The sequence below is a fragment of the Brachybacterium sp. GCM10030267 genome, assembly GCF_042666875.1.
Classification (GTDB): Bacteria; Actinomycetota; Actinomycetes; order Actinomycetales; family Dermabacteraceae; genus Brachybacterium.
The window spans coordinates 135,306-153,449 of the sequence record NZ_JBHTCX010000010.1 but is presented as its reverse complement, the minus strand read 5'-3'; the positions used below and the strand labels follow the sequence as shown (position 1 = coordinate 153,449).

The window sequence follows — 18,144 nt, the reverse complement described above, 5'->3', positions numbered from 1 at the left end:
GCAGCCCCGGCCGCGGGCTCGTGGCCCTCACTCGGCGCTCGAGGCCTCCGGGGTCACGGGCACGACGCCGACGGCGACCTCGAGCGTGCTGGTCGCTCCGGGCGGGCCGACGACGATGCCCTTCAGCGGCGGCACGTCGCCGTAGTCGCGGCCCCAGGCGGTGGTCACGAAGCGCTGATCGACGAAGGTGCGGTTGGTGGGGTCGATGTCCACCCAGCCGGTGCCGGGGACCAGCACGCTGAGCCAGGCATGGGAGGCCGCCGAGCCGATCATCTCCCCGGCCGGCTGGGTGACCAGCGCACCTTCGGCCGACGGGGCGGTGCGGAGGTATCCCGAGACGTATCGGGCGGCGAGTCCGGCGGCACGCACCGCGGCCACCCCGACGTGGGAGAAGTCCTGGCAGACGCCGTGCCGGGCGGCCAGGACGTCCTCGAGAGTGGAGGTGACGGTGGTGGCACGGGAGTCGTAGGTGAACTCGGTGTGGATCAGCGCGGTGAGCTCGGCCAGGCATTCCCCGATGGGGCGCTCGGGGGTGAACACCCGCTCGGAGATCTCGCGCGCCGCGGTGCCGCCCGGGATGCGAGGGGAGGAGTGGACGAAGTCGATGCTGGAGGCCGGCAGCAGGGGACCCCAGTTCTCCGGTGTGCACAGCTCCCAGGGGCGGGACATCGGCTCGAGGGGATAGCGGCGCTCGGCGACGGTGACCCGGGCGTGCGAATGCACGTCGAGTCGTTCGTGCCGCTCATCGACCAGGAGATACGTCGAGGAGTTGCCGTAGAAGTCGGTGTGCGCGGTCAGCCGGGCCGGCGCCGGGTCCACGACGACCTCGTGAGACAGCACCCGTTGATGGGGCGTGGCCCGGGGCTCGACGTGGGCGCGGCCGTAGTTGCGCGAGACGGGCTTGGCGTACCGGTAGGAGGTGAGGTGGTGGACGCGGTAGTGGGCCGCCTCGGCCGGCTCCTCGGTCTCGGTGCGCAGCGGGATCTCCGGGGCAGGCGGTGGCGCCGCCGGTGACGCCGCCGATGACGCCGCTGGTGATGCGGAGGCAGGCGCGGCTCCCGGGCGCAGAGGATCGCGCCCGTCCTCGGGCTGCTCGGCCTGCCCGGTCGGTTCGGTCGGCTCAGACATCATCGACTCCCCACAGGGACGTGGACTCCGAGGGACGGAAGTAGCGGTTCTCGATCGCGGTGGCCAGCTCGCGCAGCGAGGCGATCGCGGCGTCGGTCTCCTCGAGCAGGGCTGTCGGGGCCCCGTCGGAGGTGTCGGCGCCGCCGGCGTCCTCGGCCGGTCGCAGCAGGTCGCGCGGGGCCCAGGAGGCGATGCGGGAGCGCAGCGCGGTCAGCGGCGCGCGGAGCTCGGGGGAGGGGGTGACCTCGGGCAGACGGTCGAGGGTGGCGTGGAGCCGGTCGAGCTGGAAGGCGATCGACCGCGGCAGGGTGACGTCGCTGAGCAGCAGCTCGACCAGCAGCTCGGACTGGACGGCCGCATGGTAGGAGCGCCGGTAGGAGGCACCGGACTCGGTGATCGCGGCGACGGCTCCGGCGATGCGGACCTCGGCGGCGCGAGTGCGGCGTCGGCCGAGGGTGGCGCGCAGGAGCGCGAGCAGGCCCATGGTCCGCTCGATCTTGCGGCCCGCCTCGGTGAGGTCCCAGCCGAAGTTGCGGGGCATCGAGTCCGCGACCGCGCCGGAGAGGGTCAGGCAGCCGTCGACGATGTCCGTCAGCCCTTCTTCGAGCGGCGGGGTCTCGGGGCCGGCGAGGGTGCGCAGCCGCTCCCGCATCCGGGCGATGACGGGCCAGACGTCGTCGGAGATGAGATCGCGCAGGGTGCGGGTGGTGTGAGCGAGCGCGGCGTAGGACTGGGCGAGTGAGCCCGGGCGGCCGAGATCCGTGAGCAGGCTGGTGATCTCGGTGCGCACCGCCTCGGGATCGTGCGGATCCAGGGCGAGGAACCCGGGATAGGTGGTGGTCACGTCGGTGACTGCTCTCAGCAGCACGGACTGCGCGACGCGCGCGGTACGGCCCCGCTCCGAGCCGAGATCGTTGGAGGTGTCCAGCACGGTGCGCAGCAGCCGGGCGGTGGAGTCGACCCGTTCCAGGTAGCGGCCGAACCAGAACAGGTCCGAGCCGATCGAACGGGTCATGGCCGGGTAGGCGCTCAGCACGCCGCGCGGAGCGCTCGCGGCGGTGGCCTCCGGCAGCTCGGACCCCGGCGGGTCCTCACCGGGTCCTCCCGGCAGGGCCGAGGTCTCCGGGACCGCGACCCAGACATCCTTGAGGGCCTCGGGCCCTTCGTCATCGGTATGCGCCACGCCGCCGGGCAGCACGTCGAACCCGTCCTCGGAGGCGATCACCAGCAGACGGATGCGTACCGGCCGCTCGACGAGCTCGTCACCGCCGTCGGGGTCCAGGGAGAGCCAGCCGGCCCGCTCCGCCGCCGCGGAGGCCGGCGGTGCCGCGGCATCCGTCGTCGCTGCCGATCCCGGCGCGGGATCCCCGCCCGCGGTCGGGCCCGCCGGGCGCAGCTGGAGATCCTCGTGGAGGATCTGACGGCACAGGTCCGGCAGTGCGGCGCGCAGCGCCGGGTTCTCGAGCAGACCCGCACCGAAGGGGTTGAACACCTCGACGTCACCGCAGCGGGCCGCTTCGACCAGACCGGTCACGCCGCCCAGCGGCGTCGGCCCCAGGTCCAGGGGATCCAGCAGCGGGGAGGGCAGCAGACGGATGATCGCGTCGACCGCGTCACCGGGATCGGATTCCAGCCCCGGCAGTCGCAGTGCGAGGGTGCCGGAGCCCGTGCGGAGGTCCCCGGCCGAGACCACCGGGGCGCCCAGCAGGTTGGCCAGCCAGCTGTGGTCGAAGGCGCGCAGGGGATCGTCGGCGTCATCGGTCAGAACCACCGTGCGCCCCGCTCTGCCGTCGGTGCGGGTGCGGTGGTGCAGGCCGGTGCGCACGGCGTCGAAGAACGGGTGCAGACGGCGCAGCGGGGTGGTGCGGTACAGCGTCGGCGCGCAGCGGGAGAGCACCCGGCGCATCTCGAGCGCGGTCCCGGCGCCGCCCGGCACGTCGACCGAATCCTCCAGCACCACCCAGGTCCCGTCGGCGCCGCGGGTCAGCGTGGAGGTCATGGCGAACAGGTGATGCGCGCCGCGGGAGGGAATGCCGACGGCCGCCCGCAGATAGGCCGGGTCGCGCAGCAGATCGCCGACCGGGGCGACGTCCGTGCCCAGCACGGTGCGCGGCCCGTACAGGTCGGCGTAGAGGGCGTCCAGCAGACGTGCCCGCTGGATCAGCCCGGTCGAGATCTCCTCCCACGCCTCGGCGTCCAGGACCACCGGCACGGGGTCGACGACGGGCGCGGAGACGGAGACGTCGGCGGCGATCATCGACGCCGCCGACGCAGCGGCCCGTCGACGACCGACGGGGCCCAGGGCGGCCAGCTCGTCGACCAGCGCCTGCGGGGGTGCGATGCTCACCGGGCCATCGTAGGCGCGGCGAGCTGTGCGGTGGACGGTTCGACCGCGGTGATCAGGACGAGCAGATGATCAGGACGAGGAGGAGCTGACCACCGGCATGCCCTCGGAGGGCTGGACCACCACGAAGCCCGGGCCGTGGAAGCCGAGCTGGAAGGACTCGCCGGAGCCGCGGCCGATCAGCGATCCCATCTTGAAGTCGTTCTTGATCTGCGGCTGGAGGTTCGCGGACCAGCACACCGCCGCCTGCGGATCGACGAACGTGGGCTGCTGGGAGCAGTCCAGCAGCATGGGCGGGCCGTCAGAGGTGACCGCGACCATGCCCTGGCCCTGCAGGAACAGGTTGAACAGGCCGCCGGCCATGAAGCCCGCACCGCCGAGGGACTTGATGTCCCACTGGATGGAGCCGTCGAAGGCCAGCATGTTCTTCGTGTTCAGCGTCAGCGCCTCGCCCTCGAGCTGGATCAGGAAGATCTCGTTGGCCTGGCGGGCGTAGAAGATCTCGCCGTGGCCGGTGGTGCGCATCATGTTCGCGCCCTCGCCGGTGGCCATCTTCTTCAGCAGCTTCATGCCGCCACCGGAGCCCTGGTAGGAGAAGTCCATCTGGCCCTGGTAGGCGACCATCGCGCCGGCGGCCGAGATGATCTCGGGCGCCTGCGGGTTCAGCGCGCAGCGCAGCAGCTTGGAGGACTGCAGCGCCCACCGGTCGTTGGTCTGTCGTTCCTGGTTGGAGGCGTCGAACAAGTTGGAGCGCATGGAGGCCCTTCCTCTCGGCAGCCGGGCGGTTGCCCGGGGTCGCAGGGCGGCGCCCACCGCGCCGCAGGGGGATCTTCTCACGCGGGACGGCGGGCGGGAATGGATTGCCGGACTTCCCCGTGCGGTGCTTCGGCGCCGCTGTGCGGGCTCTGTGCGGGTCCGGTGAGGATGACCCGGAGGTCAGGCGGCGCCTCGTAGCATGGCGCTCATGGCTCAGACCGATTCCTCCCGCAGCGCCCGCCGTGACCCGCGGCTGATGGCGCTGGCCGAGGAATCCGGCTACGAGGTCCTGGGCCGGATCGGCGCGGGCGGCATGGGCATCGTCTACCGGGCCCACGACGCGGACGGACGGGACGTCGCCCTGAAGCTGCTGCGTCACGAGATCTCCGATGACCCTCGCGCCCGTGAGCGCCTCGCGCGCGAGGTCGCCGCCCAGAAGCTGGTGCGCAACGAGAACATCGTGCGGATCCTCGATGCGGAGCTGGACTCCTCCGACGCCTTCGTGGTCACCGAGTTCGTCCCGGGGCCGACGCTCGAGGATGCCGTGCGCGCCCATGGCGGCCTGCACCCGGAGGCAGTGCGGGAGCTCGGCCTGGTCATGGGCGAGACCCTGCGCGACATCCATCGCGCCGGCGTGATCCACCGCGACCTCAAGCCCAGCAACGTCCTGCTGCGCGGCGCCTCCGAGGAGGACCTGGCGGTCTTCGATCCCGACGGGGACCGGCTGGACCCGGTGATCATCGACTTCGGGATCGCGATCGCCGCGGAGGAGTCCCGCCTGACCTCGACCGGTCTGGTGATGGGCACGGCCGCCTATCTGGATCCCGAGGTGATCCGCACCGACCGCGCCGGGGAGGCGGGGGACTGGTGGGCGTGGGCCGCGCTGCTGGCCTTCGCCGCGACGGGCCGCGAGCCCTACGGCAGCGGCCGGGCGGACCTGGTGTTCCTGCGCGCCGAGCGCGGCGAGATCGACCTCGAGGGCATGCCGAGCGAGCTCGGCGAGCTGCTGCGATCGGCCCTGCAGTCCGATCCCGCGCAGCGGCCGGATCCCGACGACCTGCTGGCGCGGCTGGCCGAGCTGGATCTGAGCTACTACGACGACCCGGGGCCGACGGAGGCCCTCGATGCGAACGGTCGTACGGCGGTCCTGCCCGTCGTGGGCGCCGATGCGGCCTGGCAGACCGATGCCGAGCAGGAGGCCGCCGGGCAGACGGACGCCACCGCGCCGGTCGGCAGCTCCGCGGGCGAGGGCACCGGCCCTGCTCGAACCGGCCGGCAGGCCCGGCCGGCCGGCGGCGCACAGGGTGACCCGGCCACGGAGGTGCTGCCGGCGGTGCCGGACGGTGAGCGGGCGACGCAGAGCCTCCCGCGCGTGAGCACTCCCGTCGAGGCACCCACGGAGGCGCTGCCCCGCGTCGAGTCGCCGTCCGAACCTGCCACGGAGATGCTGCCGGTGACAGGGCCACCCACCCGCCAGTTCCCGGCCGTGCCCGCCCCGGAGCAGAGCGCCACCGGGCAGGACCACGCCGGGCCGGCGGGAGCCGCCGGACGCCCCGTGCAGCGTGCCCCGCAGCAGTCGATTCCGCCCTCTCCGACGCGGCAGGCATACGCCGAGCGGCCGTACCCGCCGCAGGCATACGCCCAGCAGCCGTATCCACCCCAGTCATATGCCGGGCAGCAGGTCGCGGCACCGACGCAGCCCGCTGATCACCCGCAGCCCGCAGGCCAGCCGCAGTACCCGGGCCAGTCGCAGTATCCGGGTCAGTCGCCGTACGGCGCCGGCGCGCCGCCCATGCCCGTGCCGCCGCCCCGCAGGCCGCTGCTGGTGTGGATCGGGCACCTGCTGATCATCACCCTGGCCGCGGTCGCTCCGTACGTGTCGCTGGCCCTGATGCTGCTGCTCGGCGCGCTCGCCCGCACGTGGGAGAGATCCCACCGGTCCGTCGAGCGGAAGCGTCTGCGTGGCTCCACGGGCGCGGGTCCCCGGTGGGCCGCCGGTCTCTCCGCACCGTTCGGGTTCGTTCTCGGCCTGCTGGAGATGGCGCTGCAGGCGCTGTTTCCCCTGATCCTGGGTGTGCTGGTGGGCGTCGCAGTGGATGCGGCATGGACCCTCGCCCAGGGCACGCCACCGCCCGACGGGGTCGCGTTCGCCATCGCGATCACGGTGACGCTGCTGATCACGTGGGTCGGGCTGGGCAGCCGCACCACCCGCACCGGCGCGCACCGGATGCTGGACGCGGCCGCGCCCGACCTCGTCTGGAGCGCCGTGGTGGTGGGCCTCCTTCTGCTCCTGCTGGCCGCAGTGGTCACGACCCTGCTCGCGCGAGAGGCAATGGTGGACTACTTCCCCTTCCCGGCCGGGCCACGGCTGGACGACATCGGCCTCTGGCGCGGCTGAGTCGCGCAGACGAGACCGAGCGCACCGGTGACGCCGAGCGCACCGGTGACGCCGAGCGCACCGGCGGCGCCGACGTGCAGGCGCTCGCCGGCAGCAGCCGCGTCGGCGTGATCAGCAATGCTCAGACTCGGGCAGTTAAACTCCCTGCGACCTGTCTTCCACCGCAGCCCCGGTCCGGGGGCAAGGAGCATCATGGCCGCGTCCGGTTCGTCGAAGTCCGCGCAGGAGCGCCGCGAGGCCCAGCGAGAGGCTCTGCGCACACAGCGTCAGGCCGAGCTGCGCCGCCAGCGCTCGGTACGGACGGTGGTCATCGCCGCGATCACTGTGGTGGCACTGGCCATCCTCGGCGGGCTCGGCTACCTGATCTACCAGTCGCAGCAGCCGGCCGGCCCCGTCGCGGTCCCCGAGGGCATGAGTGCCGACCAGCCGTACCTGGAGCTCGGCGCCCCGGAGGACTCCGGGAAGCCGGTCGTCGAGCTGCACCTCGACTTCATGTGCCCCTATTGCGGGCAGTTCGAGGAGACCAACGGCGAAGACGTCGCCACCATGGTGGAGAACGAGGAGGCCACGCTTCATCTGGTCCCGCGCCGCCTGCTCGACACCCAGTCGACCACCGGTGACTTCTCCTCCCGCGCGGCCAGCGCCCTGGTGTGCGTCTACGAGGACAACCCGGACAATGTGATCCCCTTCCAGCAGCTGATGTTCGCCAACCAGCCGGCCGAGGGCTCGGCCGGCCTCACGGACGAGCAGATCTGGGGCTACGCGCAGGAAGCCGGTGCCTCGGCGGAGGTGGAGAGCTGCATCACCGATGCCACCTATCAGCCGTGGGTGCGACAGGTCGCCGATCCCTACGGGGCGGAGGCCGGGGGCGGCACCCCCTACGTCGCGATCGACGGCACAGCGTTCGAGGACTGGTCCACGCCGGGCGCCCTGCGAGAGGCGGTGCTGGCCGCGGGCGGCAGCTCCGCCTCCGACGCCGGCGGCGCCTCCGACGCCGGCCAGGGCTGAGCGGCCAGCTCAGCCGAGCCGGCAGATGCGCGTGGTAGCGCTCACCGCGTGGTAGCGCTCGGGCCACCTGCTCTACACTTTCGGGGCCGGTCGATTCGTCGGCCGGCCCCACCCGCTGGAGTGGCGCAACGGTAGCGCACCTGTCTTGTAAACAGGCGGTTGCGAGTTCGAATCTCGTCTCCAGCTCGAAACCTCGCCACGGCGCCCCACGCCGGGATGGCTTTCGGGGCGATCAGTATCGGGGGAATGCCGTGAGGTGCCTGTCACCTGCGCCCGCGCAGCCGTGACCAGGCCGATCAGATGATCGCTCAGGTCCCTGAGGACGGGCGCCGGGTGATCGGCAGGCACGGCCGCATTCCGGCTTCTGGATCCCGATAGAGATCAATCGGCATCTTCGCGGCGGTCGGCGGAACCGTGCTGACGGTGGCGTCCCTGGCCGGGGACTGAGCAGCTGCGACCTGCATGCACTGACCTGCCCGGGCCGCTCAGAACGTCTCGTACGTCGAGCGGCTGACCATGAATCCCTTGCCGGTCTTCGTGTTCCAGCACGTCATCCCGTCGGATCTGCTGGTGCACGCGACATCGCCGTTCACGGCGCTCTGACCGTATTCGAGGGTCTGGGGCGAGCTGCCGCCGTAGGTCTGCCCGCAGTTGCGGACCGGGGAACCAGCGGCCACCGCTATGGCGAAGGATTCGTCGCCGCAGTCCTCGAGTCCTGCGTCGGAGTAGTGCTCCTCGTCGAGGGAGCAGCCGACGCTGTCCTCGCCGAGCCGGCACGAGATGTTCCCGGTGGGCGAGCTGATCGTCTCCAGCTCCTGGGCATCCTCGGGAGCGGGGGAGACTGGCTCCTCCTCCGTCGTCTCCTCCTCGGTGGGTTCCGCCGTCTCCGAGGGCTCCTCGGAGGTTGTCGGGCTCGCCGTGCTGCGGTCGTAGTCCCCGGAGTCCTCGGTCAGCCAGGCCCGGCCGACGAGGCCTGCCACCACGAGCAGGATGAGGGCCAGCACCAGGCAGCCGCCGCAGGCGAACCAGGCGCGGCGTCGATCCGGGGGATCCTCGTCGGGCGGGGCGGTGCCGCCGCCGGTGCCGACCTCGAGCGGCCCCGGGCCGCTCGCCGCGCCGCCGGTGACACCAGCTGCGGCGGCAGGCCCCCACGGGTTCTGGGGTTGCGGCTGGCTCTGCGGCGGCGGGGGCTGTGGCCCCGGTTGGGCCTGCTGCGCCGGCACGGGGGCGGGGGTCACCGGGCTGGTCTGGCCCAGCGGTACTGCGGAGCTGCCGGCGGCGAGACGCACGGTGGGGCTCTCGCCGGTGCGGCCGGCCGCCGGGCCGGGCTGTGCCGGCGACGATGCCCCTCCCTCTGACCCGCCCGCGTCGGCGAAATCGCCCCACACCGAGGTGGCGTAGGGGTCGTCCTCGGTGGGACTGGCTGCCGCCGGTGTGGCTGCAGTAGGTGTCGCATCGGCCAGCGGCGGCAGGGCTGCGGTGCTCGCCCCCGTCGCCGCCTCGCGGGTCGCTGCCTCGTCGTCGGACTCCGTGCTGTCGGCGGGCACCGTACGGGTCGGAGCGGTGTCGGACTCGGCGTCGAACGAGTCCTTCGCCCAGGGGTTGGTCGCGAGGATCCACTGACGTGCCACCTCGGGGCACGACGGGTTGCGCACGACGAGGCCGTGGAGCTGGGGGTGGCGCTGCGTGATCTCCAGCAGCCGCTCCGGCGACGTGGTCGGATCCTGGGCCTCCTCGGCCCTCGATCGTGGTGTCGTCACCGTCGCCTCCCGTTCACTCGTACCGCGGCCCGGATCGGACCCTTACCGACCGCGCACGATACCGCCGCCGGCTCCGGGACGCTCGAACGGAGCGTTCTCGATGGTCGCGACGTGGGCAGAGGCACGTCGGCGGTCGCGCCTCACACGAGGGCTGCGGGCGTGCACGCCAGCGCGCGAACGGGGTCGGGGCGTGTGGCGTGCGGCGTGCGGCGTGCGCCGTGTGGCCTGTGACCTGTGGCCTGTGGCGCGCGCGTACGGAGCGCGTGCCCGCTAGCATCAGATGCTCGAGGAGGCGTCCTCCTCCTCGGGCACGACGGGCAGTGCCGTGGTGACCGTCATCGGCTCCCCGTCGGGATGGAGGGGGCGCACCTTCAGCCAGTAGTAGCCCTGGGAACCGAGCATGACCATGAGCTTCCCGTCGTCGCTGATCGGCGGGAACTCGTGGCCGCCGAACAGGTCGCGCACCGTGCGTCGGCCCAGCCCGCCCAGCTCGAGCGTGGTGGTCACGGGGTGCGGGGCCAGGTTGAACACGCACAGCAGCGTCTCGGCGTGCTCCTCGGCGTCCTCGCCGTACTCGGCGCCGTCGTAGGTGCGGGTGAAGGCCAGCACCCGGTCCGAGTCGGCGGGGATGTTGCGATAGCTGCCCATGCCGAACGCGTCGTGCTCACGTCGCACCGCCAGCATCCACCGCACGAAGTGCAGCATCGACCCGGAGTGGGCCATCTCCGCCTCCACGTTGGTGGTGGCGTAGTGGTACACCAGCGACTGGATCACCGGGAGGTAGAGCTTGCCGGGGTCGGTGATCTCGCTGAACCCGGCGTTGCGGTCCGGGGTCCACTGCATCGGCGTGCGCACCGCGTCGCGATCATCGAGCCAGATGTTGTCACCCATGGCGATCTCATCGCCGTAGTAGAGGAACGGTGAACCGGGGAGCGACAGCAGCATCGCGTGGATCAGCTCCAGCTCGGAGCGGGAGTTGTCCAGCAGCGGAGCCAGCCGCCGGCGGATGCCGACGTTCGCGCGCATCCGTGAGTCGGGGGCGTACCAGCCGAGCATCGCCGAGCGCTCCTCACCGGAGACCATCTCCAGCGTCAGCTCGTCGTGGTTGCGCAGGAACGTGCCCCACTGGGCACCCGAGGGGATGTCCGGTGTGTCGGCCATGATCTCCACGATCTGACGGGCGTTGCCCTCGCGCAGGGCGTAGAACAGTCGTGGCATCACGGGGAAGTGGAAGCACATGTGGCACTCGGGCCGCTCCTCGGTCCCGAAGTAGGCGACCACGTCGCGCGGCCACTGGTTCGCCTCGGCGATGATCACCTTGCCGGGCCAGCGGGCATCGACGAAGGCCCGCAGCTCGGCGAGGAACTCATGGGTGGCGGGGAGGTTCTCGCCGTCGGTGCCCTCCTCCTCGTAGAGATAGGGCACGGCGTCGGCCCGGAATCCGTCCACGCCCTTGTCCAGCCAGAACTTCACCACGTCGAACATGGCCTCGCGGACCTTGGGGTTCTCGAAGTTCAGGTCGGGCTGGTGGGAGAAGAAGCGGTGCCAGTAGAACTGGCGGCGCACCGGGTCGAACGCCCAGTTGGACTCCTCGGTGTCCACGAAGATGATGCGGGCCTCGGAGTACTTCTCGTCCGTGTCGGACCACACGTAGAAGTCACCGTAGGGCCCCTCGGGATCCGAGCGGGACTCGAGGAACCATGGATGCTTGTCCGAGGTGTGGTTCATGGGCAGATCGATGATCACGCGGATCCCGCGCTGGTGGGCCTCGGAGACCAGGCGTTCGAAGTCGGTGATCGAGCCGAACTCGGGCAGGACGGCCTCGTAGTCGGAGATGTCGTAGCCGCCGTCGCGCAGCGGAGAGGCGAAGAAGGGCGGCAGCCACAGGCAGTCGATGCCCAGCCACTGCAGATAGTCGAGCCTCTCGATGAGGCCGGTGAAGTCACCGCTGCCGTCCCCGTTGCCGTCGGCGAAGCCGCGTACGAGCACCTCGTAGAACACGGCCTTGCGGTACCAGTGGGGGTCGTAGTCGACCCCGGGTCCCTGAGGGGAGAACTGGGCGGCATTGAGGGGCATCGTTCCTCCGCGGCGGTAGGGCGGGCTGTCGCTCGACGTGCCACCACACTAGTGCGCTCCGTACCATGGTCCCGAACCCGCGGGCGGTGCCGTCGGCGGGTGTCGATCTCGGGGGCAGGAGGGACCATGGGGCAGCCACCCCACACAGGGCACGGGGGAGTGCCGACGGGCGGGCAGATGCCGCCGCCGGAGGCCGCGGGGCCGCAGCAGGGCCGGCGGACGGGGATGTGGGTCATGCTCGGCTGCGCCGGGCTGGTGATCGTGCTGCTGCTGCTCGCCGTGACCGGCGGAGTCATCTATCTCGCCACGCAGAGACGCGACCACGGATCGGGCACGGAGACCACTGCCGCCCAGGCCCAGCGCCTCGAGGAGGAGACCTTCAGCCTCGAGTACCCGGCGGGGTGGGTCGCGGGCGAGGTCACCTCGGAGGAGGCGGAGACCGGGCTGCTCATCCAGCTGCGCGACGAGGAGATCGACGAGGAGGACTACGAGGCCTACGCCGGCAACTCTCTGGACGTCTACCTCTTCTCGAGCGACCTCCACGCCCAGGCGGAGTGCCAGCAGCAGTCCGCGTTCCTCGGTTTCAGCTGGGACGAGACCGGCGACGCCACTGAGATCGATCCCGTCGAGCTCGATGGTCAGGAGCTCGTAGCCTATCGCGCCACCGGGACGCATGAGGACCAGGACGTGGTCTCGGAGACCTACTGCGCCGATGTCGGCGACCAGGTGATGCAGATCGTCGTGGAGACCTACGGCAGCACGGAGATCTCCCCGGAGCTCCGGCAGATCCTGGAGAGCTGGGCCTGGGCGTAGGGACACCGTCCGCAGGCCGCCCCGGCCCGGCCCACGTCTCGGGACGCACTGCGCCGACCCCGGGATGCGACAGACCCGGGGTCAGTCCGGCTGCTCCACGCGCCAGTCGATCGGTGCGGCGCCCTGCTGCTCCAGCAGCGCGTTCGCCCGCGAGAACGGCCGGGACCCGAAGAAGCCGCGGGAGGCCGACAGCGGGCTGGGATGGGCGCTGGCGATGTGCGGCACGCCCCCGAGCATCGGGATCAGCGACTGGGCGTCGCGGCCCCAGAGGATCGCCACCAGCGGACCGCCGCGTGCCACCAGGGCGCGGATCGCGAGCTCGGTGACCTCCTCCCACCCGCGCCGACGGTGGGAGGCGGGGCTGCCGGGTGCCACTGTCAGCACCCGGTTCAGCAGGAGCACCCCCTGGTCCTGCCAGGCGGTCAGGTCCCCGTGCACGGCGCGGGGAATCCCCAGGTCGTCCTCGAGCTCGGCGTAGATGTTGGCGAGCGACCGGGGCAGCGGACGCACATCGCGCTCGACGGCGAAGGACAGGCCGATCGGATGTCCCGGCGTCGGATAGGGATCCTGGCCGACGATCAGCACCCGCACGTCGGCCATCGGGCGGGTGAAGGCGCGCAGCACCCGGTCGCCGGAGGGAAGGTATCCCCGGCCGGCGTCCACCTCGGCGCGCAGGAACTCGCCCAGGGCATGGATCCGGTCCTCCACCGGGGACAGTTCGCGGGCCCAATCGGCACTGATGATCTCGGTGAGCGGCTGCGGCATGTGACCAGTCTTCCATCCTCGCCAGGGGTGCGGCGCGCCGCCGATGACCGGCGCCTCGGGAGCCGTACTGTCGGTCCATGCCTTCCGACCACGACGCCTCTGCGGAGCCCGACGCGGCCCGTCAGGGCTCGCAGGACGCCCCGCCGACCGCCTCCTCGGAGCTGTCGGACCTGGATCAGCGCATCCTCGCCCTGGAATCGCGGACCTTCCGTTACGTCGGCTCCAAGGAGCGCGCGATCCGCGAGGAGATCGGGATCTCCAAGGTCGGCTACTACGTGAGGCTGAACACGCTGCTCGACGAGCCGGCGGCGCTGAGGGCGGCCCCGGCGCTGGTGAACCGGCTGCGCTCGCAGCGCACCTCCGAGCACGGCGCCGCCCCTGCGCGCGGCGCCGATCGCGTGGCCTGAGCGAGGACCGACCCGGGCCGAGGCGGGTCCGTGCCGACCCGACGTGCGGGGCGTGTGCTCCGACAACCTGCCGCCCGGAGCAGGTTTAATGGGGCCGTGGCTGATTCCCAGTATCCCTACCCGCCGGACCGTTTCGACGAGGAGGCGGACAGCGCCTCCTTCCACGGCGCCCACCGCGCCGAGGAGCCGTTCTGGCGCCAGAACCTGCTCTACATCATCATCATCGGCGCTGCCGTGGTGATGCTGGTCGTGCTGCTCTTCCTCATCGGCGGCATGGGCGGCAACGGGGACGAGCGGGCCGAGGACCCCACCACACCCGCCGCGAGCGAGTCCAGCGAGGAGGCCCCCGCCGACGGCGAGGAGGCGACCACCGAGGAGGAGCCGGCCCCGGAGCCGGATCTGTCCACTCCCGTGCTGGTCGTCAATGCCGGCGGCATCAACGGGCTGGCCGGAACCTGGGAGGAGACCCTCGAGGGCGAGGGATGGACGGAAGTCGGCGTCGCCACCGCGGACAACACGCAGGAGGAGCCCGTCGTGTTCTACCGCGACGAGGCCGACGCCGAGAGCGCGCAGGCACTCGCCCAGCAGGTCGGTGCCGGGGAGGCCCGTCAGAGCGATGAGTACGACGCACGCATCACCTTCGTGGCTGTCGACGAACCCGGCGCGGACGCCGAGGGCGAGGACGGCGGCGGCGAGGACGGCGGCGAGGGCTGAATCCCGCAGGCCGAAGGCCTCTCACGCATGCAGGGCGCGCGTCGACCCCCGATCCGGGAGGGCGGCGCGCATTCTGCATCGTCGGGCGAATGGACTCCCCGGAGGTTCCGCTGCCAGAAGAAGCCGCCCAGGGTTAGCACTCTCCGGGTCGGAGTGCTTATGATGATCTGGCACTCGATGATCGAGAGTGACAGCGCCGATCGGCGAGGCCGCCCTCGAGAGTCGTGAGCCTGTCCGGGGAGCAGTCCGCTGCTTCGCCGGCCACCAACATTCCGGCCCCGTGAGGGATCCGGCGCCGTGGGACATGAACACGGCGTGGGGTGCCGTCCGTCGCGGGCACGAGGGTCGGGTGGACACCACACCACACGGGAGAGATTCCACAATGGCCAAGCTCATCTCTTACGACGAGGAGGCCCGGCGCGGCCTCGAGCGGGGTATGAACCAGCTCGCCGACGCCGTCCGAGTCACCCTCGGCCCCAAGGGCCGCAACGTCGTGCTCGAGAAGTCCTGGGGCGCCCCCACCATCACCAACGACGGCGTGTCGATCGCCAAGGAGATCGAACTCGACGATCCCTACGAGAAGATCGGCGCCGAGCTCGTCAAGGAAGTCGCCAAGAAGACCGACGACATCGCCGGTGACGGCACCACCACCGCCACCGTCCTCGCCCAGGCCCTGGTCAAGGAGGGCCTGCGCAACGTCGCCGCCGGCGCCAGCCCGATGGCGCTCAAGCGCGGCATCGAGAAGGCCGTCGCCGCGGTCTCCGAGACCCTCCTGTCCCAGGCCCACGAGGTCGAGACCAAGGAGCAGATCGCCAACACCGCCGCCATCTCGGCGGCCGACCCGGCCATCGGCGAGCTCATCGCCGAAGCCCTCGACAAGGTCGGCAAGGAAGGCGTGATCACGGTCGAGGAGTCCAACACCATGGGCCTCGAGCTGGAGCTCACCGAGGGCATGCGGTTCGACAAGGGCTTCATCTCGCCCTACTTCGTCACCGACTCCGATCGCCAGGAGACGGTCCTGGAGGATCCCTACATCCTGCTGCTCAGCTCGAAGGTCTCCTCGGTCAAGGACCTGCTGCCGCTGCTGGAGAAGGTCATCCAGTCCAACAAGCCGCTGGCGATCATCTCCGAGGATGTCGAGGGCGAGGCCCTCGCGGTGCTCGTGGTCAACAAGCTGCGCGGCTCCTTCAAGTCCGTGGCCGTCAAGGCTCCCGGCTTCGGCGACCGCCGCAAGGCGATGCTCGAGGACATGGCGATCCTCACCGGCGGCACGGTCATCTCCGAGGAGGTCGGCCTCAAGCTGGAGACCGCCGAGCTGGACCTGCTGGGCCAGGCTCGCAAGATCGTCGTGACCAAGGACGAGACCACGATCGTCGAGGGCTCCGGCGACGCCGAGCGCATCGCCGGCCGCGTCTCTCAGATCCGCACCGAGATCGAGAACTCGGATTCGGACTACGACCGCGAGAAGCTCCAGGAGCGCCTGGCGAAGCTGGCCGGCGGCGTGGCCGTCATCCGGGCCGGCGCGGCCACCGAGGTCGAGCTCAAGGAGCGCAAGCACCGCATCGAGGATGCTGTGCGCAACGCGAAGGCCGCTGTCGACGAGGGCATCGTCGCCGGTGGTGGCGTGGCGCTGCTGCAGGCCGGTAAGGACACCTTCGACAAGCTGGAGCTCACCGGCGAGGAGGCGACCGGCGCGAACATCGTCAAGGTCGCCGTCGAGGCCCCGCTCAAGCAGATCGCCGTCAACGGCGGTCTCGAGGGCGGCGTCGTGGCCGAGAAGGTCAAGAACCTGCCCGTCGGCCACGGCCTCAACGCCGCCACCGGCGAGTACGAGGACCTGGTCGCGGCCGGCATCATCGACCCGGTCAAGGTCACCCGCTCCGCGCTGCAGAACGCCGCGTCCATCGCGGGCCTGTTCCTGACCACCGAGGCCGTCGTGGCCGACAAGCCGGAGCCCAAGGCGCCGGCCGGCGGTGGCGGCGACGACATGGGTGGCATGGGCGGTATGGGAGGCATGGGCGGCATGATGTGATCTCCTGATCATTTGCCGCACGGCTCATCCCGTGTCGCTCGTCCCGTGCGAGTGCAGGGCCCCGATCCTCCTGAGGGAGGGTCGGGGCCCTTCGCATGCTCCGGTCCCGGGCATGTCCGCGTCCCTGCCGGCCCCGGCCCCGGCAACGCGTGGCAAGGGTTGATGCCGGATTCTGCGCGCCTGGCACGCTGATCCGGCTTCACGGCCCTCGGGGTGCGCACATCGCGCCCCGAGCGCCGCGGCATGTCCATTCGAGGAGGAATGCAGTGCGAACAACGATGTCTCGTCGACGAGACGTCCCCCGCGCCACCGCGGGAGAGCGGCCACCCGGGAAAGGCTTCGGGCGTCGTGGATTCCTGACGGCGCTGCCCGTGGCCGGTGCCGGAACAGCGCTCCTGGGAGGCTGCGTCTCCCGCGCCGGAGCAGTCACCGACGTCGACCGGATCCTGTCCGTCTCGCTCGGCCAGGCCGAGGACCATCCCAGCTACGGGGCCCTGCTCGACTTCGGGGAGCGCCTGGCCGGCGCGACGGACAACCGGTGGGGCGTGCGCGTCTATGCGAACAACTCGCTCGGCGATCAGCAGGAGACCGTCCAGCTCGTCTCGGATGGCGCGATCGACATGGCGGTCATCTCCGGGACCCAGATCGAGAACTCCTCGCCCCGGTTCCTGCCGATGAACGTCCCCGGCGTCTTCGACGACATGGACCACCAGAACCGGGTGATGCTCGACGACTCGATCGTGGGGGAGCTGTTCACCTCCCTCGAACCCGACATGCGGCTGACGGTGCTCGGAGGCTTCACCCAGGGCAGCCGCCACCTCTACACCGCCCCGGGCCCGATCGAATCCCCCGACGACCTCTCGGGGCTGAAGATCCGGGTGCAGGAGTCGAAGATCTTCCTCGACCTGATCAACGCCATGGGCGGGGTCCCCACCCCGATGGCCTACAGCGAGGTCTACACCGGCCTGCAGGCCGGTGTGCTCGACGGCGCCGAGAACAACGAGATCAGCTACGTCACCCAGCGCCACTACGAGGTCGCCACACACTACACGCTGACCAATCACCTCATCGGCTTCGACTTCTTCCTGGCCAATACCGACCTGCTCGAGGAGATGGGCCCCGAGGACTCGCGCGCGCTGCGAGAGACGTTCACCGAGACCCAGAACGCGTTCGTGGAGATCTGGCGGCAGGAGACGGAGAAGGCCACCGAGCAGATGCGCGAGCGCGGGGTGGAGATCCACGAGCCAGATCCCGCAGCGTTCGCGCCGATCATCGAGGAGACCGGCTACGCGATCCTCCAGGACGAGGCGGACATCGCGATGTACGAGGCGATCCGCGCCGCATCCGAGGAGGCGCCGTGATGGCACGAGCACGATCCGGACTCCTCGCCGCCCTCAAGGTCCTGTGCATCGCGCTGTTCGCGGTGCTCGTACTCGTGGTGGTCTGGCAGGTCTTCACCCGCCAGGTCCTCCAGAGCCCCAGCGCCTGGACGACGACCACCGCGCAGTACATGTTCGTCTGGCTGGGCCTGTTCGCCATGGCGCTGGTCTTCGGCGAACGCGGCCACGTCGCGGTCGACATCATCGCCGAACGAGCACCGCAGCGCCTCCAGCACCTCTTCCGCATCCTGGTCCAGCTGGCCACCCTGCTGTTCAGCCTGCTGGCGATGGTCTGGGGCGGGCTGCGCGGCACGGCGATCTCCTGGGAGCAGACCATCCCCGGCTTCCCCTTCTCCGTCGGCCAGATGTACCTGGCGCTGCCCATCGCAGGCCTCATGATCGCGGCCCTGGCGACCGAGGATCTCGTCCGTGTGGTCCGCGGGGAGCGGCTCGAGCCCACCGCGGAGGCCGGCGACGAGCCGCCTGCGGGGCCGGAGGACGCGGCGCTCCCGACGGGCGCCGCCCGAGCGGCCGACACCGACGACGACACGAAGGGGCGGTGAC

The 18,144-nt window shown here is 71.1% G+C and carries 14 protein-coding genes and 1 tRNA gene; 9 read left to right on the top strand and 6 right to left on the bottom strand.

Annotation, left to right across the window (positions count from 1 at the left end):
• Positions 1-27: 27 nt before the first annotated feature.
• The 3 genes from ACFQS2_RS08930 to ACFQS2_RS08920 all read right to left on the bottom strand — a co-directional run bounded on the left by ACFQS2_RS08930 (position 28) and on the right by ACFQS2_RS08920 (position 4,228).
• Positions 28-1,128: a transglutaminase N-terminal domain-containing protein gene (locus tag ACFQS2_RS08930; RefSeq protein ID WP_377793427.1), complete on the bottom strand. Its 1,101-nt coding sequence runs from the start codon at positions 1,126-1,128 to the stop codon at positions 28-30.
• Positions 1,121-3,475, bottom strand: coding sequence for a circularly permuted type 2 ATP-grasp protein (locus ACFQS2_RS08925; RefSeq protein WP_377793426.1), 2,355 nt, complete (start codon positions 3,473-3,475; stop codon positions 1,121-1,123). Before ACFQS2_RS08925 ends, ACFQS2_RS08930 begins: the two co-directional genes overlap by 8 nt.
• A gap of 69 nt (positions 3,476-3,544) precedes the next feature.
• Complete coding sequence (locus ACFQS2_RS08920) at positions 3,545-4,228, bottom strand: AIM24 family protein (protein ID WP_377016111.1); 684 nt, start codon at positions 4,226-4,228, stop codon at positions 3,545-3,547.
• 208 nt (positions 4,229-4,436) lie between these two features.
• Between ACFQS2_RS08920 and ACFQS2_RS08915 the strand changes: the two genes are divergently transcribed.
• From ACFQS2_RS08915 to ACFQS2_RS08905, 3 genes are all read left to right on the top strand, one after another.
• The gene (locus ACFQS2_RS08915) at positions 4,437-6,626 is read left to right on the top strand and encodes a protein kinase (RefSeq protein WP_377793425.1); all 2,190 of its coding nucleotides are present in this window, start codon (positions 4,437-4,439) and stop codon (positions 6,624-6,626) included.
• Between the two features lie 192 nt (positions 6,627-6,818).
• On the top strand, positions 6,819-7,634 hold the full coding sequence (locus tag ACFQS2_RS08910) for a DsbA family protein (RefSeq protein ID WP_377016115.1): 816 nt from the start codon (positions 6,819-6,821) through the stop codon (positions 7,632-7,634).
• 114 nt (positions 7,635-7,748) lie between these two features.
• A tRNA-Thr gene (locus ACFQS2_RS08905) sits at positions 7,749-7,820 on the top strand.
• 299 nt (positions 7,821-8,119) lie between these two features.
• Here the strand turns inward: ACFQS2_RS08905 and ACFQS2_RS08900 are convergent.
• Together ACFQS2_RS08900 and treS are read right to left on the bottom strand one after the other, a co-directional pair.
• Entirely contained in the window at positions 8,120-9,394 is a 1,275-nt protein-coding gene (locus ACFQS2_RS08900; RefSeq protein WP_377793424.1) for a hypothetical protein, read from the bottom strand.
• Positions 9,395-9,670: 276 nt separating this feature from the next.
• Positions 9,671-11,470, bottom strand: a complete 1,800-nt coding sequence (gene treS / locus ACFQS2_RS08895; RefSeq protein ID WP_377016125.1) for a maltose alpha-D-glucosyltransferase — start codon at positions 11,468-11,470, stop codon at positions 9,671-9,673.
• 126 nt (positions 11,471-11,596) lie between these two features.
• Between treS and ACFQS2_RS08890 the strand changes: the two genes are divergently transcribed.
• Positions 11,597-12,283, top strand: coding sequence for a hypothetical protein (locus ACFQS2_RS08890; protein WP_377793423.1), 687 nt, complete (start codon positions 11,597-11,599; stop codon positions 12,281-12,283).
• Positions 12,284-12,364: 81 nt separating this feature from the next.
• Here the strand turns inward: ACFQS2_RS08890 and ACFQS2_RS08885 are convergent, their stop codons facing one another.
• On the bottom strand, positions 12,365-13,048 hold the full coding sequence (locus ACFQS2_RS08885; RefSeq protein WP_377793422.1) for a uracil-DNA glycosylase: 684 nt from the start codon (positions 13,046-13,048) through the stop codon (positions 12,365-12,367).
• Positions 13,049-13,125: 77 nt separating this feature from the next.
• Here ACFQS2_RS08885 and ACFQS2_RS08880 point away from each other — a divergent pair, with 77 nt between their 5' ends.
• The 5 genes from ACFQS2_RS08880 to ACFQS2_RS08860 all read left to right on the top strand — a co-directional run bounded on the left by ACFQS2_RS08880 (position 13,126) and on the right by ACFQS2_RS08860 (position 18,143).
• The gene (locus ACFQS2_RS08880) at positions 13,126-13,455 is read left to right on the top strand and encodes a DUF3263 domain-containing protein (protein ID WP_377793421.1); all 330 of its coding nucleotides are present in this window, start codon (positions 13,126-13,128) and stop codon (positions 13,453-13,455) included.
• Between the two features lie 96 nt (positions 13,456-13,551).
• On the top strand, positions 13,552-14,169 hold the full coding sequence (locus tag ACFQS2_RS08875) for a LytR C-terminal domain-containing protein (RefSeq protein ID WP_377793420.1): 618 nt from the start codon (positions 13,552-13,554) through the stop codon (positions 14,167-14,169).
• Positions 14,170-14,551: 382 nt separating this feature from the next.
• The gene (gene groL, locus ACFQS2_RS08870) at positions 14,552-16,201 is read left to right on the top strand and encodes a chaperonin GroEL (protein WP_377016135.1); all 1,650 of its coding nucleotides are present in this window, start codon (positions 14,552-14,554) and stop codon (positions 16,199-16,201) included.
• Positions 16,202-16,479: 278 nt separating this feature from the next.
• Complete coding sequence (locus tag ACFQS2_RS08865) at positions 16,480-17,562, top strand: TRAP transporter substrate-binding protein (RefSeq protein ID WP_377793419.1); 1,083 nt, start codon at positions 16,480-16,482, stop codon at positions 17,560-17,562.
• Positions 17,562-18,143, top strand: coding sequence for a TRAP transporter small permease (locus ACFQS2_RS08860; protein ID WP_377793418.1), 582 nt, complete (start codon positions 17,562-17,564; stop codon positions 18,141-18,143). Before ACFQS2_RS08865 ends, ACFQS2_RS08860 begins: the two co-directional genes overlap by 1 nt.
• Position 18,144 lies beyond the last annotated feature (1 nt).

Excerpts from the sequence above, each read along its gene's own strand:
- ACFQS2_RS08860 (WP_377793418.1), top strand. The coding sequence starts at position 17,562 with ATGGCACGAGCACGATCCGGACTCCTCGCCGCCCTCAAGGTCCTGTGC.
- ACFQS2_RS08930 (WP_377793427.1), bottom strand. The coding sequence starts at position 1,128 with ATGTCTGAGCCGACCGAACCGACCGGGCAGGCCGAGCAGCCCGAGGAC.
- treS (WP_377016125.1), bottom strand. The coding sequence starts at position 11,470 with ATGCCCCTCAATGCCGCCCAGTTCTCCCCTCAGGGACCCGGGGTCGAC.
- ACFQS2_RS08915 (WP_377793425.1), top strand. The coding sequence starts at position 4,437 with ATGGCTCAGACCGATTCCTCCCGCAGCGCCCGCCGTGACCCGCGGCTG.
- ACFQS2_RS08920 (WP_377016111.1), bottom strand. The coding sequence starts at position 4,228 with ATGCGCTCCAACTTGTTCGACGCCTCCAACCAGGAACGACAGACCAAC.
- ACFQS2_RS08890 (WP_377793423.1), top strand. The coding sequence starts at position 11,597 with ATGGGGCAGCCACCCCACACAGGGCACGGGGGAGTGCCGACGGGCGGG.
- ACFQS2_RS08910 (WP_377016115.1), top strand. The coding sequence starts at position 6,819 with ATGGCCGCGTCCGGTTCGTCGAAGTCCGCGCAGGAGCGCCGCGAGGCC.
- groL (WP_377016135.1), top strand. The coding sequence starts at position 14,552 with ATGGCCAAGCTCATCTCTTACGACGAGGAGGCCCGGCGCGGCCTCGAG.
- ACFQS2_RS08880 (WP_377793421.1), top strand. The coding sequence starts at position 13,126 with ATGCCTTCCGACCACGACGCCTCTGCGGAGCCCGACGCGGCCCGTCAG.
- ACFQS2_RS08865 (WP_377793419.1), top strand. The coding sequence starts at position 16,480 with ATGTCTCGTCGACGAGACGTCCCCCGCGCCACCGCGGGAGAGCGGCCA.
- ACFQS2_RS08885 (WP_377793422.1), bottom strand. The coding sequence starts at position 13,048 with ATGCCGCAGCCGCTCACCGAGATCATCAGTGCCGATTGGGCCCGCGAA.